Genomic DNA, 21,658 nt, shown 5'->3' on the forward strand with positions numbered 1-21,658 from the left:
GGCAGAAAGGAAGAGATTTCATTTTGTTTATTCAGGATAGAAGAATATTAATAAAAGTCGCCCAAATGTATTATGAGGAAGGTGCAACACAGTCAGAGGTTGCCAAAAAGATTGGAATTAGCCGTTCTCTCGTGTCAAAATTATTAACAAAAGCGCGCGAAGAGGGGATTGTGGAAATTATTATTCATGAAACCCGAGTCCATCAATTTAGAAATTTGGAGCGCAAAATAGAGCGCCTCTACGATTTACGTGATGTTGTCTGTATTGAAAGCGTTGGGCTAGAAACCTCGAAGAAGCAATTAGGGGAAGCAACTAGTGAATACTTGCAGCGTGTCATCAGGGATGGCCAGATTATTGGCCTTTCCTCTGGCACAACATTAAATGAGGTGGCAAAAGCAATTCATTCTGTCCAGCTGCTGCCAACAGCTACAATTGTGCCATTAGTTGGAGGAATGGGGAACGAGCGTGTCGATATTCATTCTAACAGCATTGTGTCGAAAATAGGCAATGCCCTGCAAGCTAAATATGAGCTGCTGCATGTTCCGGTTATGGTCGACACAAAGGAGGCTAAGGAAGTATTAATTCGTCAGCCTTCGATTCGCTCCACTTTGGATTTGGCCGAACAATCGCAAATAGCCATTGTCGGGATTGGCGGAAGGCCTGAGGATTCGACAATGGTTAAATCTTATCTGGGATTAGAGCATCAGCAAATAACGAATGATGATGAGATTGTCGGAGATATTTGCTATAACTTTATTAATAAGTTTGGCAAACAAGTAGACAATGCTTGGAATGAAAGAGTAATAGCGATAGAACTTGAAAAGCTCAAGGCAATACCATTAGTTATTGGAGTAGCTTCTGGTCTTGAAAAGGTTTCTGCTATTAAAGCTGCATTAGAGGGTGGCTTGATTCATGTATTGATTACAGATGGTGTTACAGGAAGCGCGCTTGTCGAATGAAAGTAATCTGATTTGTTTGAATATTTAGCTTGACAGCGAGTATTCAAACAATTTAAACTGTAGTTGCAGAACAAATGACACGAACCGTAACAAATGTAAAAATAACTTTAAATAGGTTCTAAGATGTTACATTTGTTTGGATTAATAAAAAATGTAAGCGCATTAATAATCAGTTGGAGGAGGAATTTATTTATGTCAATTTACACGAAGCTTTTGCAAAGGGAACGTGAAAATGCTCCAGTTAAGGTGGGAGTCATCGGTGCAGGACAAATGGGGTTTGGAATGATTGCCCAAATTTCAAAGATTCCAGGTATGATCGTGACAGGTATTTGTGACGTAAATGTTGAAGCAGCACAAAAAGCAGCTGATTTCTATTCCTCACAATCGGCGCGTAAGGATGCAATAATTGTCACTAATGATTATCGGAAAGTCATTCAGTCAAACCAGGTTGAAGTAGTTGTTGATGCAACAGGTGTCCCTGAAGTGGGAGCAAATGTTTCTTTAGAAGCACTCAGATCAAAAAAACATATTGTCCTCTTAAATGTGGAAGTTGACATAACGATTGGATCAATTATGTATCAAATGTTTAACAATGCAGGACTTATTTATACTGGTTCTGCAGGTGATGAACCTGCAGCAACGCTTGAATTATATGAATTTGCCAAAACGATGGGATTAGAAGTGCTCGTTGCTGGCAAAGGAAAAAACAATCCATTTAATCCGCTCTCAAACCCCGATGTGGCAGCAGCAGAGGCGAAGGCAAAAAACATGAGTTCACACATGCTTGCTGCGTTCCAGGATGGAACGAAAACAATGGCAGAAATGAATCTATTAAGCAATGCAATTGGGTTAATACCAGACAAAGTCGGCATGCACGGCGTTTCCGCAACAGTTCAAGATGTTGCCGACAAATTAACGCTTAAAGAAAATGGCGGGGTATTAGACAGCTTTGGAGTAGTCGAATATGTAAATGGCCTTGCTCCAGGGGTATTTGTCATAGTAAAAAGCGAGCTTGAGCCAGTTGATGAAGAGCTCCGCTATTTGAAGGTTGGGAAAGGACCTCATTATGTATTCTACCGCCCTTACCATCTTGCCAGCTTAGAAACGCCAATAACGATTGCGAAAGCAGTTTTGGAGCATGATTCATCGATACATCCACTTGGTGCGCCAATTTCAGAAACAGTTGCTGTCGCAAAAAGGGACATAAAAGCAGGCGAGACATTAGATGGAATTGGCGGATACAGTGTGCGCGGTGTACTTGAAACACATCGTGATATGAAGGCAAACGGGCATATTCCCATTGGCTTAATCAGCGGCAAGGTTGTGGCAAAAAAAGACATCAAAACAGGACAATTCCTAACATCGGATGATGTGGAGCTTGATACAAATACAACGGTTTGGAAGCTGCGAGCATTGCAGGATCAATTATTCCCGTCAAACCAAGAACAACGTCCGCTTGTGACGTTATAGAATATAAAAAGAAGCAGGAGGATTAGCATGACAAAATCAGTTGTAAAAGAAATCGGAGAATTAGTTCCTACATTTAAAGAAGATAAAATCTTAATATTATTTGGCCCACAAGCACCAAAGGAATTACGAGAAATGGCTGTCATTCACGAATTTGAAAATCTGGACGAAGAGCCGTTAAAGCAAGGCGGAACACTGCAGTTTGGAGACGAGCGTTTCACTATAACTGCAATTGGAGATTTAGCAAATCAGAATTTCAAAGAATTGGGGCATGTTTCAATATACTTCCAGGAACCATTGGATGAAGTTTTGCCTGGGGCGGTATTTGCAGCACCATATTCGTTTCCTAATATAATAGAGGGCACAGTTATAGCTGTTAAGTAACCAAAAGGGAAAGGGAGAACAGGTTTTATCACCTGAAGCTCTTTTTCCCTTTTTTTAATAATTCACAATATTTGCGGCCCATTTTTTTGCAGAAATCTATCATTATTTTATTATTAAAAAATATCAGAAAATACACATTTTTCCCTTGACTATCTTACGGATACATTATATGATTTTTACAAATGTAACACTATAGAACAAATGTAAAGGGAGGAATAAATAATGACAGTAAAAACATTAAAGCTTCCTGAGATGATTACAGAACAGAAACTGAAAGATTTATATAAAGAGATGTGGTTAATCCGCTATTTCGACGAAAAGGTGGATCAATTTTTTGCTAAAGGCATGATACATGGAACGACACATTTATGTGTTGGTCAAGAGGCATCTGCAGCAGGTTCTATCGCAGTGATTGGCAGAAAAGATAAGATTGTCAGCACACACAGGGGACACGGACACTGTATTGCAAAAGAAGGTGATGTTAACAAAATGATGGCAGAGCTATTCGGAAGAGAAACAGGCTATTGTAAAGGAAAAGGCGGTTCGATGCATATTGCGGATGTCGAAAAAGGCAATCTAGGAGCAAATGGAATTGTTGGTGGAGGTCTTCCGCTTGCGGTCGGAGCTGCGCTAACGTCACAAATGAAAAAAGAAAATTATGTCGTGCTTTGCTTCTTTGGTGATGGTGCCTCAAACGAAGGCAGCTTTCATGAATCGGTTAACCTTGCGGCAATCTGGGATCTTCCTGTTGTATTCATTTGTGAAAATAATCAATATGGGATGTCAGGTCCGGTAAAAGAAATGACACGTATAGACCATATTGCAGACAGAGCCGGCAGCTACGGCATCCCTGGCAAGGTAGTTGATGGACTTGACATGATTGATATTATGAATTCAGTCCATGAGGCAGTCGAACATGCACGCAGCGGCAAAGGGCCATCCTTAATCGAAATGAAAACATATCGCTGGAAAGGTCACTCAAAAAGCGATGCCAAAAAATACCGGACTCGTGAAGAAGAAAAGGAATGGAGAGCCAAAGACGGAATCAAACGCTTCAAGGAAACGCTCATCAATGCGAATATTCTTACAGAAGAAACAGCAAAGCAGTTGGAGGAGTCAGCTTATCAGGAAATCGAAGGTGCTGTGAAGTTTGCTGAAAACAGTCCAGAACCATCCATTGACAGTTTACTAGAAGATATATACGCATAAAAGAGAGGAGCGGAAGGTATGACTACAAGACAAATAACGTATTTAGAGGCTGTTAGGGAAGCGATGAGTTTGGAGATGCGCGAAAACGATGATGTATTCATTCTTGGAGAAGACATCGGGGTTTATGGTGGAGCCTTTGGCGTAACTCGTGGGATGATTGAAGAGTTCGGACCTGAACGGGTCCGTAATACACCTATTTCAGAAGCGGCGATTGCTGGTGCGGCCATCGGGTCGGCATTAACAGGAATGCGCCCAATTCTTGAACTGCAGTTTTCTGATTTTATTACGATAGCGATGGATCAAATGGTCAATCAAGCTGCCAAAACACGCTATATGTTTGGTGGTAAAGGGAAGGTGCCAATGGTATTACGGACACCGTCTGGGTCAGGAACAGGAGCTGCCGCTCAGCATTCTCAAAGTCTTGAAGCATGGATGACACATATTCCAGGATTGAAGGTAGTTCAGCCTTCCACTGCTTATGATGTCAAAGGATTATTAAAAGCAGCAATTGACGATGACAATCCAGTCATATTTTACGAGCATAAGCTTTTATATAAAACAACAGGCGATGTGCCGACAGAGTCATATAAAATCGAATTAGGTAAAGCTGACATTAAACGAGCAGGCACAGATGTTACGATTGTTGCAACCGCTATCATGGTTCATAAAGCCCTTGAAGCAGCAGCCATCCTCGAACAAGAAGGAATCAGTGTAGAGCTAATTGATCCGCGCACACTTGTGCCGCTTGATAAAGAAACCATCATAGAATCTGTGAAGAAAACAGGAAGATTGATTGTTGTCCATGAAGCAGTTCAGCGCGGCGGCTTCGGCGGGGAAATTGTCAGTGTAATTGCTGAAAGTGAAGCATTTGATTATTTAGATGCCCCAATTAAACGACTTGGTGGAAAAGAGGTTCCGATTCCATATAACCCTACCTTAGAAAAAGCAGCCATCCCGCAAGTTCCAGACATTGTTGCCGCAGTGAAAGAAACGGTGAAAAACAGATAAGGAGGGAAGCCCGCATGGCAAACGAAATATTTATGCCCAAGCTAAGCAGCACGATGGCAACAGGCACTCTCCTACAGTGGTTTAAAGAAGAAGGAGAAGCTGTCGACATTGGAGAACCGCTTTTTGAAATAATGACAGACAAAATTAATATTGAAGTAGAAGCGTACGATCAAGGCGTGCTCCTCAAAAAATATGTTGCTGTCGATGAAGAGGTGCCAGTTAATCATGTGGTAGGCTATATTGGCAAATCAGGAGAATCCGTTCCAGCTGAATCACCAGGGCAGGCAGGCGGCGGCACAAATGAAGAGGAAACGTCAGAAAACAATGCAACAGTATCCTTAGAGGATAATCAGGCAGCTGTTCGTTCATTACAGGAGAGCACGAAGCAACGTGCCACACCAGCAGCGCGCCATTTAGCAAGGTCTAACAAGGTAGATTTAGTGTTTATAAATGGCAGTGGTCCAAATGGACGTGTTCATAAAAAAGATGTAGTTTTTTATATAGAAAGTGAGCAATCATCACCAAAATCAACACCACTTGCGCAGAAGATCGCAGCAGCAGCTCAAGTCGATTTATCGACTGTTACTGGAAGCGGTGTGAACGGGAAAATAGTGAAGGCAGATGTTGTTCATGCCATTACTCCGCAATCTAAAGAAGCGGATGTTGCTTTTGACCATACCGAAAATCGCCGAAAATTGTCTGCAATGAGAAAAGTAATTGCTGACAGAATGGCACAAAGTGCATATACAGCTCCACATGTAACATTAACAACGGAAGTCGATATGTCTAAAGTAAAAGAATTGCGGTCTGTGCTTATACCAGTAGTGGAAAAACAAACTGGCCTTAAAATCTCCTTTACTGACATCTTAATAAAAGCTGCCGGTTCAGCCCTTTCAAGGCATCCGCAAATAAATGTCTCGATAGAGGGGGACGAAATTGTCCAGCATAACGAAATTAATATTGGTCTTGCTGTCGCTGTACAGGATGGATTAATGGTTCCAGTCATTAAGGATGTGCCAGCAATGGGGCTTGCAGCAGTTACGAAAGCGGCCAAGAATATTGGCAATCGTGCTCGTGAAAACAAATTGCTGCCAGACCAATTAAAAGGCTCAACTTTTACAATAAGTAATCTCGGAATGTACGCAATTGATGTATTTACACCAATTATCAATCAACCAGAGAGTGCCATACTCGGAGTTGGAAGGATTCAGGATAAGCCAGTTGCTATTAATAATACTATTGAAATTCGTGCGATGATGACACTCAGCCTATCATTTGATCACAGAGCGATGGACGGGGCGCCGGCAGCTGCTTTTTTAACAGAATTAAAACAAATACTCGAAAATCCATTTGAGTTATTAGCATAGGGGGAATAAAACGTGAAAACCTATGATCTTGTCGTAATCGGTGGCGGACCTGGCGGGTATGTAGCAGCACTGCATGCAGCAAAACAAGGTCAAAAAACCGCGCTGATTGAAGCAGATAATCTTGGAGGAACGTGTTTAAATAGGGGCTGTATTCCATCAAAAACGTATTTAAAGCATGCTGAAATAATCGAACAAATCGAAAAAAGCAAGGATTGGGGAATCGAAACGGGAGCATTAACGTTTTCCTTCAGTAAAATGAAAAAACGAAAAGATGATGTAATTGACCGTCTTCGAAGTGGGATTGCCTTCCTGCTTAAGCAAGGGGCAATAGATGTGTATAACGGTTATGGCACAGTCCTGCCAAATGATTGCGTGAAGGTACAGCTGGCCGATAAACAAGAAACCGTTAGCGCTAAAAAAGTAATCATTGCAACAGGTTCAACACCAGCTCTGCCGCCAATTGCAGGATTAGATACTATCCGCTATGAAACTAGTGATACCATTTTCGATTTGGAGGAAATCCCGAAATCTGTCATTATAATTGGCGGTGGTGTTATCGGGGTGGAATTTGCCACTATTTTTGCCGCTTTAAACACGACAGTAACAATTGTGGAAGCAGCTGATAGAATCATTGCAACAGAGGATGAGGAAGCTTCAAGGTTTTTAGCTAAAATGTTAAAGAAAAAGGGCATCCGCATCCAAACAGGTACAATAGTGCAAAGTGTTCACGAGACTTCAGAAGTAAAAACCGTTCTTTGTAAGGATGCAAATGGGAAAGAAGTACTGCTTGAAGCAGACGTAGTAACCATATGTACTGGCAGGCGTCCAAATCTGTCTGCTGTTGCAGAGCTTAACTTGCAACAAAATGGTCCGTTTATTAAGGTTAATAGCAAAATGGAAACGAGTCATAACGGTGTTTACGCTGTTGGAGACGTGATAGGCGGCTGGCAGCTCGCACATGCAGCAAGCGCTGAGGGCATTGTTGCAGCAAATAATGCCTCAGGTAAATCTGACTATATCAATTATCATGTTATGCCACGCTGTATATATACTTTACCTGAAATTGCTTCTGTTGGCATGTCCGCAGAGGAAGCACAAAGGCAAGGCATGGAAGTTCGTGTTGAGAAGTTCGATTTTTCCGGAAGTGGAAAAGCACTAAGTGCGGGTGAGCCAGACGGGTTTACGAAAATTATCTATGAAGCAAAGCATGGTGAAATCGTCGGTGTTGTGATGGCAGGCTCTCATGTTACAGAATTGATCGCAAATGCTTCTGCCTTTATGCATTTAGAAGGAACAATCACGGAAGCGGCGAATATGATTCATCCACATCCGACAATTTCAGAAACCTTTTTTGAAGCAGCCTTAAATGGAGTGCATAAATCACTATCTCAGCAAGCTGTGCGGTCTTAATGTTAATAGTTTGCACGAAACGCCTCTACACATTGCAGGCTTTTTTGTGCACTTTTGAGTCGGAAATTGTTTTTAGAATTTTCGAAAAAACGACTTGACTGAACTGTGATCATAACTTATGATAATTACAAATGTAACATGTGTGAACAAAAGTAAGAAACTATCTAACCTGGAAAGGAGGAATAATCATGGAAAAGTTAATTCACCTTGATGAAAATGTTGTGCACTTGCATGTATTAGCAGAAGATAGCGAAGATATTATTGCTACATTAAGTGAAGGCTTAAAAAGACATCAATATGTGAAAGAATCGTTTTTATTATCCATTTTAGAAAGGGAAAAAGTTTTCCCAACAGGACTGCCTCTTGCAACAATGGGAGTGGCGATTCCCCATACAGATCCAGAGCATGTTATTAGGCCGATGATTTCAGTTGCAGTTTTGGAAAATCCAGTTGAGTTTATCGTGATGGGAAGTGAAAACACTAAAGTCAGTGTGGAAATTGTTCTTATGTTAGCAATCTCCGATCCAGCCAAGCAGCTGAGTTTGCTGGAAAAATTAATGAGTGTCTTCCAAAATGATGCAGCGATGTCTCAGCTGAAAAATGCCGTTTCTGCTAAAGAGCTTGTAGAAATATTAGACAAAGAGCTAAACCAAATTAGTGTCGAATGAAATGTAAGCGCTACCTATTATGTTAGGGGGTCAACTCATGATTAAGCAGGCTGTTGATTTTGTGTTAGATTTAGGTCCTTCCATCATGCTTCCCATCATCATGACGATTTTTGGTTTGCTGTTAAAGCAAGGCTTCAAAAAATCATTAACAGCAGGAATTACCATTGGAATTGGCTTCATTGGCGTTAATCTTGTTATTGGGCTTTTATCAGGAGCCATCGGGCCTGCAGCACAGGCGATGGTTGAGAAGCTCGGTTTGAATTTGGATATTTTGGATGTGGGCTGGCCAATTGGGGCGGCGATTTCCTTTGGAACACCAGTAGCACCATTAATGATTCCATTAGTTTTAGTTTTAAACGTAATCATGCTGTCTACTAATTTAACCAAAACGCTAAACGTAGATATTTGGAACTTCTGGCATCTTATCTTTGCTGCATCTGTTACTTATTATGCTTATGACAATATGATTCTAGCGATTGCAGTTGGCTTGATTGTCTCAGCCATTACCCTCAAACTAGCAGACTGGACTGCACCAGCAGTTGAGCACCACTTTGGCCTCAAGGGTGTTTCCATGGCCCACTCAGAGACAGTTAACTTTGCACCAATCACGTATGCAAGTAATCGAATTGTAGATAAAATTCCTGGTATCAATAAAATAGAGGCAGATCCGGAAACATTAAAGAAACGATTTGGGATTTTTGGTGAACCGCTTGTTATGGGGTTAGTGCTTGGCCTCCTGATTGGTTTCCTTGGCGGTTATGACGCAAAAGGAATTCTCACATTAGGGATTCAAATGTCGGCAGTATTAATTCTTATGCCAAGAATGGTAGCTCTGTTAATGGAAGGACTTATTCCCATATCAGAGGGAGCCCGTGACTTAATCAATAAAAAGTTCCCTGGGAAAAATGTTTATATTGGTCTTGATACAGCCATAGTGATTGGAACAGCATCCAATATGGCAGTAGCATTGATTATGGTGCCAATAACACTGTTATTAGCTGTCATTCTCCCATATAACGGTATGCTGCCATTTGCAGATTTTGCTGTTCTTCCATTCACCGTCGTATGGGCTGTTGCAGCAGCACGGGGCAATATTATTCGCGGCATTATTAACAGCATTGTCACATTGATGATTGTTTTCTTTATTGCAACGAATCTAGCAGATTTAGCTACAACGATGGGAAGAGCAGTCGGCTTTGATTTTCCAGAAGGAGCAACACAGATTTCCGGTATTGATTTAGGCTCCCATGTTATTCCATGGATAATTGTCCGCTTACTTGATCCAAGCAACCCATATTTTATTGCAGCGATTGTTGCCGCACTTGCTTATTGTTTACTTTGGTATTGGGTCAGAAATGATATTAAAAGACAATATGCGAAAGAAATGGGCTTAGACGCAAAGACATTAAAGCCAGTTGAAGCAGTACAAGAAAATGAAAACGCTTATAAAGCGTAAATAAAGCTAGGGGGATGTTAAAATGGCCAAAAAAATCTTAGTTTCCTGTGGAACTGCTGTAGCTACCTCAACAGTTGTCGCTAAAAAAATTGAAGAAATGCTGAAAAAGAAAGGGTTAAATGTTGTTGTGGAGCAGTGTAAAGCATCTGAGGTTCCCTCAAAGGCAGCGCGAGCAGATTTAATTGTGACAACAACACCAGTCAGCGATACAGGTAATACACCAGTCATTCAAACGATTTCCTTTTTAACAGGTGTTGGAATTGATGCAGATATAGAAAAAATCATCTCACATATTGATAAATAAACTAGTAAAAAGCAAAAAAACGATCCTAAGTTTTTTTGCTTTTTCTGCAAATGGAGGATACGTATGAAACAGTATCGTTACACATCGTCTGTGCTTTTTCTTTCCATTATACTTCCCGTACTTATCATGATGGGCTTATTTATATGGGCAATCGTGCAGGTGCTTAATGGTGGATTAGTTGGCATACATCCGCTCCTATTAATAGCAATGCCAGTTTTATTTATCACCTCTGTGATCGGGATTAATAATCCATCAAGTATTACCTTAACAACAGAGTCCATCATATTTGAAGGCTTTTGGAGCAGGCATGAATATAAATGGGAAGACGTAAAGGAATTAACATTGAAGGATTATGGCTATGTAGGCAAAGCGTTTATTAAGATTGGCAGATTCCGCCTGCTTGGTGGGAGGTATTGGGTTTCCTCCAAGCTTGAAGGCTATAAAGAGTTATTAGCAGTGATAAAAGAAATAGTGGAAGGACGTGAAAGGCATGCAGGACGCGAAACGGCACAATCAAAATGAGGAAAAACGGCAGGAAGGCCAAATGAAAGTAGCTTCCTTCTACAATAAAAACAAGATTAACTATGAAGACAGACAAATCCCTTCCATTGAAAAAGACGAAGTATTAATAAAAATGGAATATTGTGGACTTTGCGGAACAGATATTCATAAAGTGCTCGATGAAAAAGTAGCGCAGCAAACTGTTCTTGGTCATGAGGTCGCAGGAACAATCGTTAAGGTAGGTGCAAATATAAAAGATTATCAGATTGGTGACAGAGTATTTGTCGCCCATCATGTACCGTGTTTTACTTGTCATTATTGCAAAAGAGGATCGTACAGCCTATGTCCCCAATTTACACAAACGAATCTTGATCCAGGCGGCTTTGCAGAATATATTCGCATACCTGCATTACATGTTAAACACACGATGGGCCACCTGCCAAAAGGAATGAGTTTTGAGGAGGGGGCATTGGTTGAACCAATTGCCTGCTGTCTGCACGGATTTGAATTAATAGACACTCATCCGGGAGATACAGTGGTTATTATGGGGGCAGGCCAAATTGGGCTCCTGCAGGTTCAATTAGCAAAAAGTCTCCTTGCTGCAACTATTATTGTAAGTGATATTAATCCATATCGTCTTGAAAAATCTTTGGAATTTGGAGCTGATGTGGCAATAAATAGTCATAAGGAAGATGTCGTAACAAGCATAATGGAGCAGACAAATGGAAAGGGAGCCGATATTGTCATTATTTCAGCAGGAATTCAACAATTGTTACCCCAAGCAATGGAATGTGTGTCAAGAGGTGGCACTGTATTAGTTTTTGCTCCATTTCCAAACACAGACGTAGCAATCCCTGCAGCACGGTTTTTTCTTGATGAAATAAAGGTTGTGGGCTCTTATTCCTCCACTCCTTACAACTATGAAAGAGCTATTAACATGCTGCGAAACAACGTATTTAATGTAAAAAAAATGATTACCCATCGTTTTCCGTTAGCAGAGCTGGATCAAGCAATAGCACTTGCTCATAATCCGTCAGAACAGGTTTTAAAGGTTCTAATAAAACCATAGAAAGAAGGAAAACCATGTTTGACTTATCCTTAAATAATAAAGTTGTCCTAGTAACAGGTGTGGACGATATGCTAGGTGCAGCTATTTGTAAAAAATTAGCTGAAGCTGGAGCAATCGTTTGGATACATCGTTTTCATACGAACGAGGCAGTTGATCTTCACAAGGAGATACGCTCAATGGGAGGGCTTGCTTCCGTTATAACAAGTGACCTGCAAACAGCAAATGAGGTTCAAGCAGTTGTTAAGAAAATAATCGAACAAAATGGAAAAATAGATGTACTTATTAATTATGCAGACAAATCTGCCAAAACAACCATTAATCAACTGACACCATCAGCTTGGCTAGCAGCGTTTCAAGTGAATTTAGATGTGCCCTTTCTTTGCTGTCAAGCAATTATCCCAATCATGCTGGGACTGAAAGGAGGAACTATTATTAATATAACCTCACAAGCAGCTAGCACGGGTGATGTTGGACCAGCTTATGCTGCAGGTAAAAGTGCATTCCAATCGTTTACGAAAGGGCTGGCAACAGAATTTACAGGAACAACAATTAAAGTAAAGGAAGTGGTTGCACCAATTTCTTTACACGATCAGAATAGTAGCTTCCAAGCGAAAAATAAAGTAATGAAAGCAGTTGCAAACAAGATATTACTTTTATGTACCCCTTATTTAGATGAAGAGATAGAAGCATTGGATAAGGAGGGCTTAAATAAATGATGCTAAAAAACATCCTAATTATTGGCGGAGCAAGTGGAATCGGCAAAGAAATTGCTTTGCATTTTGCAAAGGATGGACATCAAGTGGCTGTTGCAGACATAAATAAACAGACATTAACGCAAATGATTGCTGACAGTGACCATCATAATCTGTTTCCTTTTGAGGTTGATGCAGGTTCCTCGGAAAGTGTTGCGTCACTTGCCAATGAAATTCACACAAGGTTTGGTTCCCTTGACCTCCTTGTTTACTCAGCAGGTATAACTAATTCAGTGGGGTTTTTGGATATTGACTGGGCTACTTGGCACAAAACGATGGCTGTTAATCTGCACGGACTTTTTTACAGCATTAAATTTTGTCAACCGATACTAGCGCAAGGTGGAAGCATTGTTATCATTGGATCAGGCTCTGCCATAACAGGCACTGGTGGCGGCATTCACTATGCAGCATCAAAGGGCGGAGCCTTTGGCCTGATGAGATCGCTGGTTACAGAGCTTGGCAAAAATAATATTAATATCAATGTTGTTGCCCCTAGAGTAATTGAGTCAGATATGCTTAATAATTTATACCCAACAGAACAATCAAAGAAGAGCCTAACAAAAGAGATTCCCATTGGCAGATTCGGAACACCAAATGATGTATTCCATGCAGTCAGATATTTAAGCAGTGCGGAAGGGAAATATGTGCATGGACAAATCCTGCTGCTTGATGGGGGGAGAACGTATAAACAATTATTATAAACAAATGCCGGGAAGCTGTTTCCGGCATTTTTGTGACTAGACGTGATGATTTTAAAAAAGATTTGCTGTAATATGTTCTTATACATAACATTTGTAATTTAGTTAGCTAACGTAGGAGATGATATGAATGGAGTGGCAAGAAAAACGACAATTAGTAAAGGTTTCCAGCATGTACTATCATGATGGGTTAACACAAGCACAAATTGCGCAGAAATTAGGTGTATCAAGACCAGTTATATCCAAGCTGCTTCAAAGGGCAAAGGACGAAGGAATCGTGAAAATATATATAAAGGATGAAAGTGTTCACACAGTTGAATTAGAAAGAAAGCTTGAGCAACATTTCGGGCTGCTTGATGCTGTCGTTGTTCCAAACAACGGACTGTCAGAGGAAATGGCCAAACGGGAGGTTGGTCAAGCAGGAGCAAGCTATATTTCCAACAATATTAAAGATGTTAAAAGCATTGGGATCTCCTGGGGAGAAACACTGGCACATCTTGTACAGGAATATCCATATGAACGCAGAGAGGATGTAACAGTTGTCCCATTAGAAGGGGGAATGGGAGTGAAGCAAGTGCAAATTCATGCAAATCAACTTGCTAATGACCTAGCGAAAAAACTGCAAAGCACCTGTACTTATTTGTATGCTCCTGCTATTGTGGAAACAGAAGAACTAAAAGAACGGCTTATGGGCATGGAGGATGTTCAAACAGTATTAGAAATCGGCCGCAATGTGGATGTTGCTCTCGTTGGGATTGGAAATCCATATGCGAATTCAACATTGATGAGATTAGGATATTTACAAGAACATGATTTAGCACAGCTTCGTGAAGTTGGAACAATCGGTGATATCGGTTTTAGATTTTTTAACGAAAACGGTGAACCAATCGACGATTCTTTAAACACGAAAGTAATCGGCATTACGTTAGCTGAGTTCCAGAAAATTAAAAAAGTAATTGCCGTTGTGGAGGGACAACATAAAGTAGAAAGTATATTAGGCGCATTAAAAGGAAAATTTATTGATGTATTAATTACAGACGAATTAACGGCAAGTGCTATAATAAAGAAAATGACTATATAATTTTTATATCTTCTTTTTTAAAAGGTTTTTTGTAATCAAAACGGGTTTGAAAATTTAGACTAATTGGCGAGGAGAGGTTTGTTTGGAAATTACAGAGTTTGATGTCTCCCTTTATTGTTCACGCTGTCAAGATGAAACCCTGCATTATGTTCATTATTTAAACAATAAAATCTCAAGTACCGAGTGTACGAATTGCCACCGTAAAATTGATATGCACCTTAATCCGAAAAGAGAATTGTATAAAGAGATATATAAGCGAGTAGTTTCAAAACCAACCCGACTTACCGAGGAGTACAGTCAAGGCTTAAATAAGTTTATCGTCGGTGTTCCAAAACGGGCTCTTAGTAAACCATATCGCTTAATGAAGTACGTTGACGAAACAAGAATTGCCCTAAAAAAATTTAAAAGTCAACATTGAAGCAAACAGGATAGAAGTTTCTATTCTGTTTTTTTTTGTGTTAGAAATGCTGTGTTTTTTAAATGAAATCTCACATTTTTGAGTGAAAGGAAGCAACCAAAGAAATTACCGTTTATTTACGATAGCCTTCTATCACTTTGCAGAAAATCGATAAATTAAATGTCATAACCGGAATGCCTTGTTCTGGTATGGAGAATTTGAAGATTTGTTAAGATGCTATTCTAAGTAAATAGTAGGCTTTTGGAAATGGGTATTTATCAATCTGGAAAAAAAGGAAAAAAATTCATTTTAGTACTTTTTTTCGGTTGAATTATAGATTATAATGACTGTACTACGCATAATAGTACACTTAGTACAGATGGGGGGCTGGATATGTTTGAACTGGATATTAGAAGCAGAACACCTATCTATGAACAGCTTGTAGAAAAATTCGTTGAGCTAATTGTCACAGGCGTATTAAAGGCGGATGAACAGCTTCCGTCTGTTCGCACACTGGCAACACAGGTGACAATCAATCCTAATACAATCCAAAAAGCGTATCGAGAGCTTGAATTAAAAGGCTATATCTATTCTGTTAAAGGTAAAGGCAGTTATGTCAAGGCATCTGAATTTATTCAAGATGACAGTAAAAAAGTCGAGGCACTAGCAAGACTGGATAAAGCAATAAAGGAAGCACTGTACTTAGGCGTATCGCCAGAGGAATTGCTTTTGCATATTAAAAAGCAGATAAATTAACGGAGGTGTTAGGCCGATGATTCAATTAAAACAAGTCGTGAAACGAATCAATAAGGATGTCATTCTCGACAAAATGAGCTTGAACATACAAAAAGGAAGTATCTACGGCCTGCTTGGCTCCAATGGTGCTGGAAAAACAACAATTTTAAAATTACTTGCAGGCATTTACAAACAAAATGAAGGAGCAGTTACAGTGGAGGAGCAACCTGTTTTTGAAAATACGAACTTAAAAAGCAGAATGTTCTTTATTGCTGATTATCCTTCCTTTTTGCCTCATTACACGACAAAGCAAATGGCGCTTTTCTATAAGGAGCTTTATCCGAACTGGAATGAAGCACTGTTTGAAAAAATCGGCAATCAGCTTGAAATTAACGTAAATAAAAAAATTCACCATTTTTCTAAAGGTGTGCAGAGGCAAATTGCCTTTTGGCTTGCTTTTGCAACTGAGCCAGAATACTTAATATTAGATGAACCGTTTGACGGACTTGATCCTGTGATACGCTCGAATGTGAAGAAACTCATTGTGCAGCAGGTTGCGGAAAGAGAAATGACGGTTATCATTTCCTCTCATAATCTCTCAGAAGTAGAGGATTTATGTGATCATATTAGTATTATCCATAAAGGAAAATGCTTGATTGAAAACGATATTGATGAAATAAAGCTTGATTTTCATAAAATCCAAGTTGCTTTCCAGGAAGCAAACACCATTGAACAATTGAAAAAAAGCTTAAGCATGGTCCATTTCGAACAACGTGGCAGTGTCAGCATGTTCATCGTAAAAGGGGAAAAAGACGATATCATCAAGCAAATCGACCAGTATAAACCTTTATTACTAGATATCTTGCCACTTACATTAGAAGAGATATTTATTTACCAAATGGAGGAATTGGACTATGCCATTAAAGAAAACCTATTATTATAAGCAATTATCATTATTAACGTTTCGAAACGTCGGCTGGTTAGGAATTATCTCCTTTTTAGCACTCTTTTTTGCGGTGCCGATGCATTTAATCTTAATGGATAAAAAGGATTATAGAAGATGGGAGAGAGATCAAGTATACTCAGAGATTTTTGATATAAATATCCTTGTTCAAGCAGGGATAATGATTATTATTCCTCTCCTGCTCGGAATTTTCCTGTTTCGATATATTCAAAGTAAAGCATATAGTGACTTGATTCATAGTTTACCAGTCAGCAGAAGCTTCCTGTTTCACTTCTTTACATGGAATGGCTTTTTTGTGTTAATTGTTCCTATTATCTTAAACGCCATCATTATTATGGCTGCATATTGGATTATCGATTTGCATCAGTTCATTTCATTTGCAAAGATATTTAGCTGGATAGGCATTTTTACCATATTTACAGCGATTGTGTATTTTACTTGTATTTTTGTCGGCATGCTGACAGGTCTTTCGATAACACAAGGTGTGTTTTCCGTTTTGCTGCTTCTATTTCCAGCAGGAATCATCTATATGGTTTTTTATAACTTCAGCAGCTATGTCCACGGGTTTCCTGTCGACAAATACATATCTGACAAACTGATCTATTTATCACCAATATTAGCTCCTGTTATTATTTACAGTGATTATTCGGCGGTAAAGGTATTTACATCCTATATTGTGGTTTGCGCCATTCTTTATATTGCCGCAATGCTTCTATATAAAAAGCGGAATACAGAAACAGTTTATCAAACATTAACTGTCAGTAATTTAGGCGGATTGTTTAAGTACACTGTAACAATATGTTTTATGCTTCTGTTTGGTTTGTATTTTCAACTGATTAACCAAGGTCTCCCGTATCATCTCTTTGGTTTGTTAATCGGGTCATTTATCGGCTATCTTGTTGGGGAAATGTTCCTCATGAAATCTTGGCGAGTGTTTAATCGTTTAAAGGGTTATCTGTTCTTTCTGCTTGCAGGTATCATTGTAGCTGTTGTCGCACCATTTCTTAACAGCAAATATGAAGAATTTGTACCAGAGGTGGAAGACATAAAAAGTGTGAGGATTGAACAGCACAATAATTATACTAACGATACAATAATGGGATTAACTTCTGAAGAAAATAAAACGCTGGTTACTTTAATGCATAAAGAATTAATTAAGACAGATACAACCTATGATCAAGATTACTATAATGATCGTATAAATTTAACAGTGGTATATGAGCTTAAAAATAGAAAAGTAACGAGATCTTACAGTATCAAAAAAGACGTATCCGACAAATTATTAAAACCTATTTATGAAACGAAGGAGTTTAGACAGAAATTATATAATTTGGATACACAAGATGATATTTCAAAAGTTAAAGTCGACATGCCAAATGGTCAAACTTTAAAACTTACGGACAAAAAAGAATTAAATAATTTCCTTACTGTTTTAATGGGGGATAAACGAAATGAGTCCTTTGGAGGCATGACAAATCTTTATGAACTTTCGGCATCTGTTGCTGTGGAGAGAAAAGATGGAACGTCCGACTATTTTAACAGCTATATTACTGTAAACAATGAAAAAACAATAAATTGGTTGCAAATTCGGGGCTTCCAAAATTTATTTACTATGGATTCTCAATACGTAGATAAAATGTATATCGTAAAATCAGAGGAGGTTGGTGATAACTATTCAGATCTATACTCTATTGAAGAAATCGAATCTAAAATAAGCAAGTTCGAAAGTAAGGCAGAAGTAGAGAGTAAGGAGCAGCAAAGCGACATCCTTGCAAAATTTGTGTACCCAAATCAAAAATATATGGTATTTGTAAAGCCTAAATATCAAGATGAAGTTACAGTGAATTTCATCTCTGAGGATGACCTGCCAGACAGCATTAAACAAAAACTAAAAAATTAACGAAACAAAAAGGAGAGTGGATGTGCAATGGCTGATAATTACATAAACGAAGCGTATATGGCAGCTTTTGCACAGAAGCTTTTCCGGACTGTATTCGGGATAGTCAGACAGCAGGAACTTGCGGAGCTTGTCGCACAGAAGGCATTGTCTGCAAGTTTGGAGAAAAGTGCAAGTATGTTAAAAGAGGATTGGGAGAAGTATACTCTGAAGCTTGCTGTTCGCACAGCAATCAACTGCAAAAATTCACCAGAAGAGCAAAAGGAGAAGCTTTTGCGGCGCTTTCATAAGTATCCTGCTACTTTAGAAAATGAACTAGATAGCAATCATAGTAACGAGAACAAGGTTGTCAATATGGCAGGATGCTAATCCTGTCTTTTTTGTTTTCTTATTTTGAAAATAGATAGAAATCGCTCCATTATATGGTAGAATTAATTTGGTAAACAAACATTTAAAGGAGTTCTATACTAATATGAATTTTGAACCTTTATTTTTTAATCCTATCTTTATGGACCGCATTTGGGGTGGTACAGAGCTGCGCAGCTTTGGATACGAGATTCCTTCAGAAACGACAGGCGAATGCTGGGCTTTTTCTGCTCATCCGAACGGACAAAGTGTTGTGAAAAACGGCAAGTTTGCAGGAAAAACGTTAGGCGAGTTATGGGAAAACAACAAAGAGCTGTTTGGTAATGCAGAAGGAGATCGTTTTCCTTTGCTGACGAAATTATTGGATGCTAATCAAGATTTATCTGTACAAGTTCATCCCAATGATGAATATGCAAACGTTCATGAAAATGGCGAATTAGGAAAAACGGAATGCTGGTATATTGTTGATTGTAAGGAAGGTGCTGAAATTATTTTTGGCCACCATGCCCAAACAAAAGTAGAGCTGGAAAGCATGATCCGTGAAAATAAATGGACAGAATTATTGAATAAAGTTCCCGTCCAAAAAGGTGATTTTTTCTTTGTGCCAAGCGGGACAATCCATGCAATTGGCGAAGGGATTATCATCCTGGAAACACAGCAAAATTCAGATACAACCTATCGTGTTTATGACTATGACCGAAAGGATGATACTGGGAAAACGAGAGAATTGCATGTAGAACAATCTGTTGCTGTTACGACAGTTCCTCACAAAGCCGATTCCTTTGACGTCAATGTCGAAACAAATGGTGATTTAACAACAACTACCTTTATCGAATGTGACTATTTCACTGTTGAAAAATGGGACATTCAAGGTACGAGCATAAACACACAAACAAAGCCTTTCCTTTTATGCAGCGTTATAGAAGGAGAAGGAAGCATTAAGAAGGATGCAGCTAGCTATCCTTTCAAAAAAGGAGATCATTTCCTGCTGCCTAGTGGGTTTGGCAGCTTTGAAGTGGAAGGAAACAGCGAACTGATTGTTTCTTATCTATAAGCGAAAAAAGAGAGTGAATTTACATTCACTCTCTTTTTTTAGCCAATTTTATATGCAGTTGGTTGTCGTTTGGAGTAGGTATAAAGATGGGTAAATCCGCATGCCTTTGCCAAGTCTATGCCTTCCTGGAAACCGGCTCCTGCTGTTTCCGCGTGATGGGAGTCGGAACCAATCGTAAGAAGCTTCCCGCCTAATTCCTTGTATAGCCCTAAAATGTCATGAGAAGGCATCGATAATGCTACACTTGTCCGCCAGCCAGAAGTATTAATCTCCAAGCCAATGTCTCTGCTTATAGCTATGTTCAAAATATCGGCAATCAAATCCTTATGCTTGTCAAAATCATATAAACCCCTCGGGGAATAAGCATAGCGCTTCATTAAGTCAAAGTGGGCAATAATATCGATGTCTGCTGTTTGCACCATTTTCTTTAACTCCAGAAAGTAATCCTCGTAAATATCTTTATCAGGATTAGCATTCATATATCTTCTTAAAGTAGTGCCGCCTAAGTTATGAACAGAGCCTAATATGAAGTCTAAAGGAATCGGTTGTAATTCTTGTTGATAATTACCTTTTAGCAAATGGGGCTCACATAATTCAATGCCAATCTTGATCAGAAGCTTGTCTTTAAAAGTTTCCTGACATCTTTTTATTTCATGGAGATATTTATCCCACACCATATGCCCATATGTTGGTGCATTTGGATTTACGGAGAAATGCTCTGTAAAACAAATTTCTTGGACCCCATTGTTAATAGCACTTTTACAAATTTCCTCCATATCAGCCTTTGAATCAAAGGAATGATTGGAGTGATGGTGATAGTCTGTATAATACTGCATAATTCCTCCTAAGTAGAAATTTATATTTATTATTTCATACAGGAAAAGTTATGTCAGTTTTTTTATTTCCTTTTGACAAAAAAACACGTTTCCCTCTATAATAGAAGGAATAAGAAAACGATTTTTTAAAACCAAGTAAACCTGTATGAAAAGTTTATTTAAGGGGATTGTGGGAGGTAAACGAATGACTGTACACCAAAGGCTTATGTGGAAAAAGGAGGAGCTTGCCCTCTCTATTGATTATCCAGCAAACGGAATGACAAAAAACGGACATATTGTACTTATATGCCATGGCTTAATTGGAAGCCGGATTGGTGTTGACAGACTCTTTGTGAAATCAGCATCAGAGCTTGTGAAAAACGGTTATACAGTGTATCGTTTTGATTATGCTGGCTGCGGAGAAAGCACTGGAGAGTATGGCAGCTTTGGATTAAATGATCTTATTGCGCAAACAAAAACACTCATAGATTATGCTTGCAGGCAGGAAGAGACAGATAAGATTATTCTGCTTGGCCACAGCTTAGGTGGAGCAGTGACATTGCTGCAAGCAAACCGGGATGAAAGGGTAAAGAAGCTCATCCAATGGGCTGCTGTTGGAAGTCCTTATAAAGATTTAGCAAATATAGTGGGCAGCAGTGAGGTTGAAAGTTTACAAGACTTTGAGAAGGTAGATTTTTATGGATACCCTCTTTCTGGATATTTCTTTCAGTCGATGAAAGAATACTATCCGCTAAACGAGTGCGCACGCTTTAAAGGAGATGTTCTGCTTCTCCATGGCAATGGTGATTCTGATATCCCCCATGATTATCTTTTTGAATATAGACATAAATATGAACAAAGAACAGAGGGAAGTGTGGAAGCATTTATCATCGCACAAGGAGAGCATACCTTTTCTTCCTCCGCCCATTACGAAGAACTGATTGGAAGAACAGTGAACTGGTTGAATAAACAAATGTTGTGAGTTTTTTGTTAATTAGTATTCACCTGAAATAAAGACGTCAGAAACACGAAAACTTAGATGTGCGAAGGATTCTCTAGTGAGAATCCTTTTTTATTTTTTAGTGATTTTTTTAATT

The 21,658-nt window shown here is 39.1% G+C and carries 23 protein-coding genes; 22 read left to right on the forward strand and 1 reads right to left on the reverse strand.

What is annotated here, in order from left to right; translation table 11 throughout:
* Nucleotides 1-23 precede the first annotated feature (23 nt).
* The 21 genes from CEQ21_RS22060 to manA all read left to right on the forward strand — a co-directional run bounded on the left by CEQ21_RS22060 (nt 24) and on the right by manA (nt 19,746).
* The gene (locus CEQ21_RS22060) at nt 24-959 is read left to right on the forward strand and encodes a sugar-binding transcriptional regulator (protein WP_235907302.1); all 936 of its coding nucleotides are present in this window, start codon (nt 24-26) and stop codon (nt 957-959) included.
* Nucleotides 960-1,151: 192 nt separating this feature from the next.
* Nucleotides 1,152-2,429, forward strand: a complete 1,278-nt coding sequence (locus CEQ21_RS22065; protein ID WP_185766371.1) for an NAD(P)H-dependent oxidoreductase — start codon at nt 1,152-1,154, stop codon at nt 2,427-2,429.
* Nucleotides 2,430-2,456: 27 nt separating this feature from the next.
* Nucleotides 2,457-2,810, forward strand: coding sequence for a PTS glucitol/sorbitol transporter subunit IIA (locus CEQ21_RS22070; RefSeq protein ID WP_185766372.1), 354 nt, complete (start codon nt 2,457-2,459; stop codon nt 2,808-2,810).
* A 222-nt stretch (nt 2,811-3,032) separates the two neighbouring features.
* Nucleotides 3,033-4,019, forward strand: a complete 987-nt coding sequence (locus CEQ21_RS22075) for a thiamine pyrophosphate-dependent dehydrogenase E1 component subunit alpha (protein ID WP_185766373.1) — start codon at nt 3,033-3,035, stop codon at nt 4,017-4,019.
* Nucleotides 4,020-4,037: 18 nt separating this feature from the next.
* Nucleotides 4,038-5,027, forward strand: coding sequence for an alpha-ketoacid dehydrogenase subunit beta (locus CEQ21_RS22080; RefSeq protein ID WP_185766374.1), 990 nt, complete (start codon nt 4,038-4,040; stop codon nt 5,025-5,027).
* Between the two features lie 14 nt (nt 5,028-5,041).
* A complete protein-coding gene (locus CEQ21_RS22085; RefSeq protein ID WP_185766375.1) occupies nt 5,042-6,394 on the forward strand; it encodes a 2-oxo acid dehydrogenase subunit E2 in 1,353 nt (450 codons plus the stop codon).
* Between the two features lie 12 nt (nt 6,395-6,406).
* On the forward strand, nt 6,407-7,804 hold the full coding sequence (gene lpdA, locus CEQ21_RS22090; RefSeq protein ID WP_185766376.1) for a dihydrolipoyl dehydrogenase: 1,398 nt from the start codon (nt 6,407-6,409) through the stop codon (nt 7,802-7,804).
* Between the two features lie 188 nt (nt 7,805-7,992).
* The gene (locus tag CEQ21_RS22095; protein WP_185766377.1) at nt 7,993-8,472 is read left to right on the forward strand and encodes a PTS sugar transporter subunit IIA; all 480 of its coding nucleotides are present in this window, start codon (nt 7,993-7,995) and stop codon (nt 8,470-8,472) included.
* A 37-nt stretch (nt 8,473-8,509) separates the two neighbouring features.
* The gene (locus CEQ21_RS22100; RefSeq protein WP_185766378.1) at nt 8,510-9,928 is read left to right on the forward strand and encodes a PTS galactitol transporter subunit IIC; all 1,419 of its coding nucleotides are present in this window, start codon (nt 8,510-8,512) and stop codon (nt 9,926-9,928) included.
* Nucleotides 9,929-9,950: 22 nt separating this feature from the next.
* Entirely contained in the window at nt 9,951-10,232 is a 282-nt protein-coding gene (locus CEQ21_RS22105) for a PTS sugar transporter subunit IIB (RefSeq protein WP_185766379.1), read from the forward strand.
* 63 nt (nt 10,233-10,295) lie between these two features.
* Nucleotides 10,296-10,754: a hypothetical protein gene (locus tag CEQ21_RS22110; protein ID WP_185766380.1), complete on the forward strand. Its 459-nt coding sequence runs from the start codon at nt 10,296-10,298 to the stop codon at nt 10,752-10,754.
* Nucleotides 10,723-11,802, forward strand: a complete 1,080-nt coding sequence (locus tag CEQ21_RS22115; RefSeq protein WP_235907303.1) for a zinc-dependent dehydrogenase — start codon at nt 10,723-10,725, stop codon at nt 11,800-11,802. Before CEQ21_RS22110 ends, CEQ21_RS22115 begins: the two co-directional genes overlap by 32 nt.
* Before the next feature lie 14 nt (nt 11,803-11,816).
* Complete coding sequence (locus CEQ21_RS22120) at nt 11,817-12,518, forward strand: SDR family NAD(P)-dependent oxidoreductase (RefSeq protein WP_185766381.1); 702 nt, start codon at nt 11,817-11,819, stop codon at nt 12,516-12,518.
* The gene (locus CEQ21_RS22125; RefSeq protein WP_235907304.1) at nt 12,515-13,255 is read left to right on the forward strand and encodes an SDR family NAD(P)-dependent oxidoreductase; all 741 of its coding nucleotides are present in this window, start codon (nt 12,515-12,517) and stop codon (nt 13,253-13,255) included. Before CEQ21_RS22120 ends, CEQ21_RS22125 begins: the two co-directional genes overlap by 4 nt.
* A 127-nt stretch (nt 13,256-13,382) precedes the next feature.
* Nucleotides 13,383-14,333, forward strand: a complete 951-nt coding sequence (locus CEQ21_RS22130; protein ID WP_185766382.1) for a sugar-binding transcriptional regulator — start codon at nt 13,383-13,385, stop codon at nt 14,331-14,333.
* Nucleotides 14,334-14,415: 82 nt separating this feature from the next.
* Nucleotides 14,416-14,751, forward strand: a complete 336-nt coding sequence (locus CEQ21_RS22135; protein WP_185766383.1) for a bh protein — start codon at nt 14,416-14,418, stop codon at nt 14,749-14,751.
* 372 nt (nt 14,752-15,123) lie between these two features.
* Nucleotides 15,124-15,486, forward strand: coding sequence for a GntR family transcriptional regulator (locus CEQ21_RS22140; RefSeq protein WP_185766384.1), 363 nt, complete (start codon nt 15,124-15,126; stop codon nt 15,484-15,486).
* Between the two features lie 16 nt (nt 15,487-15,502).
* Complete coding sequence (locus CEQ21_RS22145; RefSeq protein ID WP_185766385.1) at nt 15,503-16,408, forward strand: ABC transporter ATP-binding protein; 906 nt, start codon at nt 15,503-15,505, stop codon at nt 16,406-16,408.
* On the forward strand, nt 16,380-18,329 hold the full coding sequence (locus CEQ21_RS22150; RefSeq protein WP_185766386.1) for a hypothetical protein: 1,950 nt from the start codon (nt 16,380-16,382) through the stop codon (nt 18,327-18,329). The genes CEQ21_RS22145 and CEQ21_RS22150 overlap by 29 nt, the downstream gene beginning before the upstream one ends.
* Nucleotides 18,330-18,356: 27 nt before the next feature.
* A complete protein-coding gene (locus CEQ21_RS22155) occupies nt 18,357-18,695 on the forward strand; it encodes a hypothetical protein (protein ID WP_185766387.1) in 339 nt (112 codons plus the stop codon).
* Between the two features lie 103 nt (nt 18,696-18,798).
* A complete protein-coding gene (gene manA, locus CEQ21_RS22160) occupies nt 18,799-19,746 on the forward strand; it encodes a mannose-6-phosphate isomerase, class I (protein ID WP_185766388.1) in 948 nt (315 codons plus the stop codon).
* A 38-nt stretch (nt 19,747-19,784) separates the two neighbouring features.
* Here manA and CEQ21_RS22165 read toward each other — a convergent pair whose 3' ends face one another.
* Entirely contained in the window at nt 19,785-20,582 is a 798-nt protein-coding gene (locus CEQ21_RS22165; protein ID WP_185766389.1) for a histidinol-phosphatase HisJ family protein, read from the reverse strand.
* A gap of 184 nt (nt 20,583-20,766) precedes the next feature.
* Here CEQ21_RS22165 and CEQ21_RS22170 point away from each other — a divergent pair, with 184 nt between their 5' ends.
* Complete coding sequence (locus tag CEQ21_RS22170; RefSeq protein ID WP_185766390.1) at nt 20,767-21,543, forward strand: alpha/beta hydrolase family protein; 777 nt, start codon at nt 20,767-20,769, stop codon at nt 21,541-21,543.
* Nucleotides 21,544-21,658 lie beyond the last annotated feature (115 nt).

Source organism: Niallia circulans (assembly GCF_007273535.1).
Taxonomy (GTDB): Bacteria; Bacillota; Bacilli; order Bacillales; family Cytobacillaceae; genus Niallia; species Niallia circulans_B.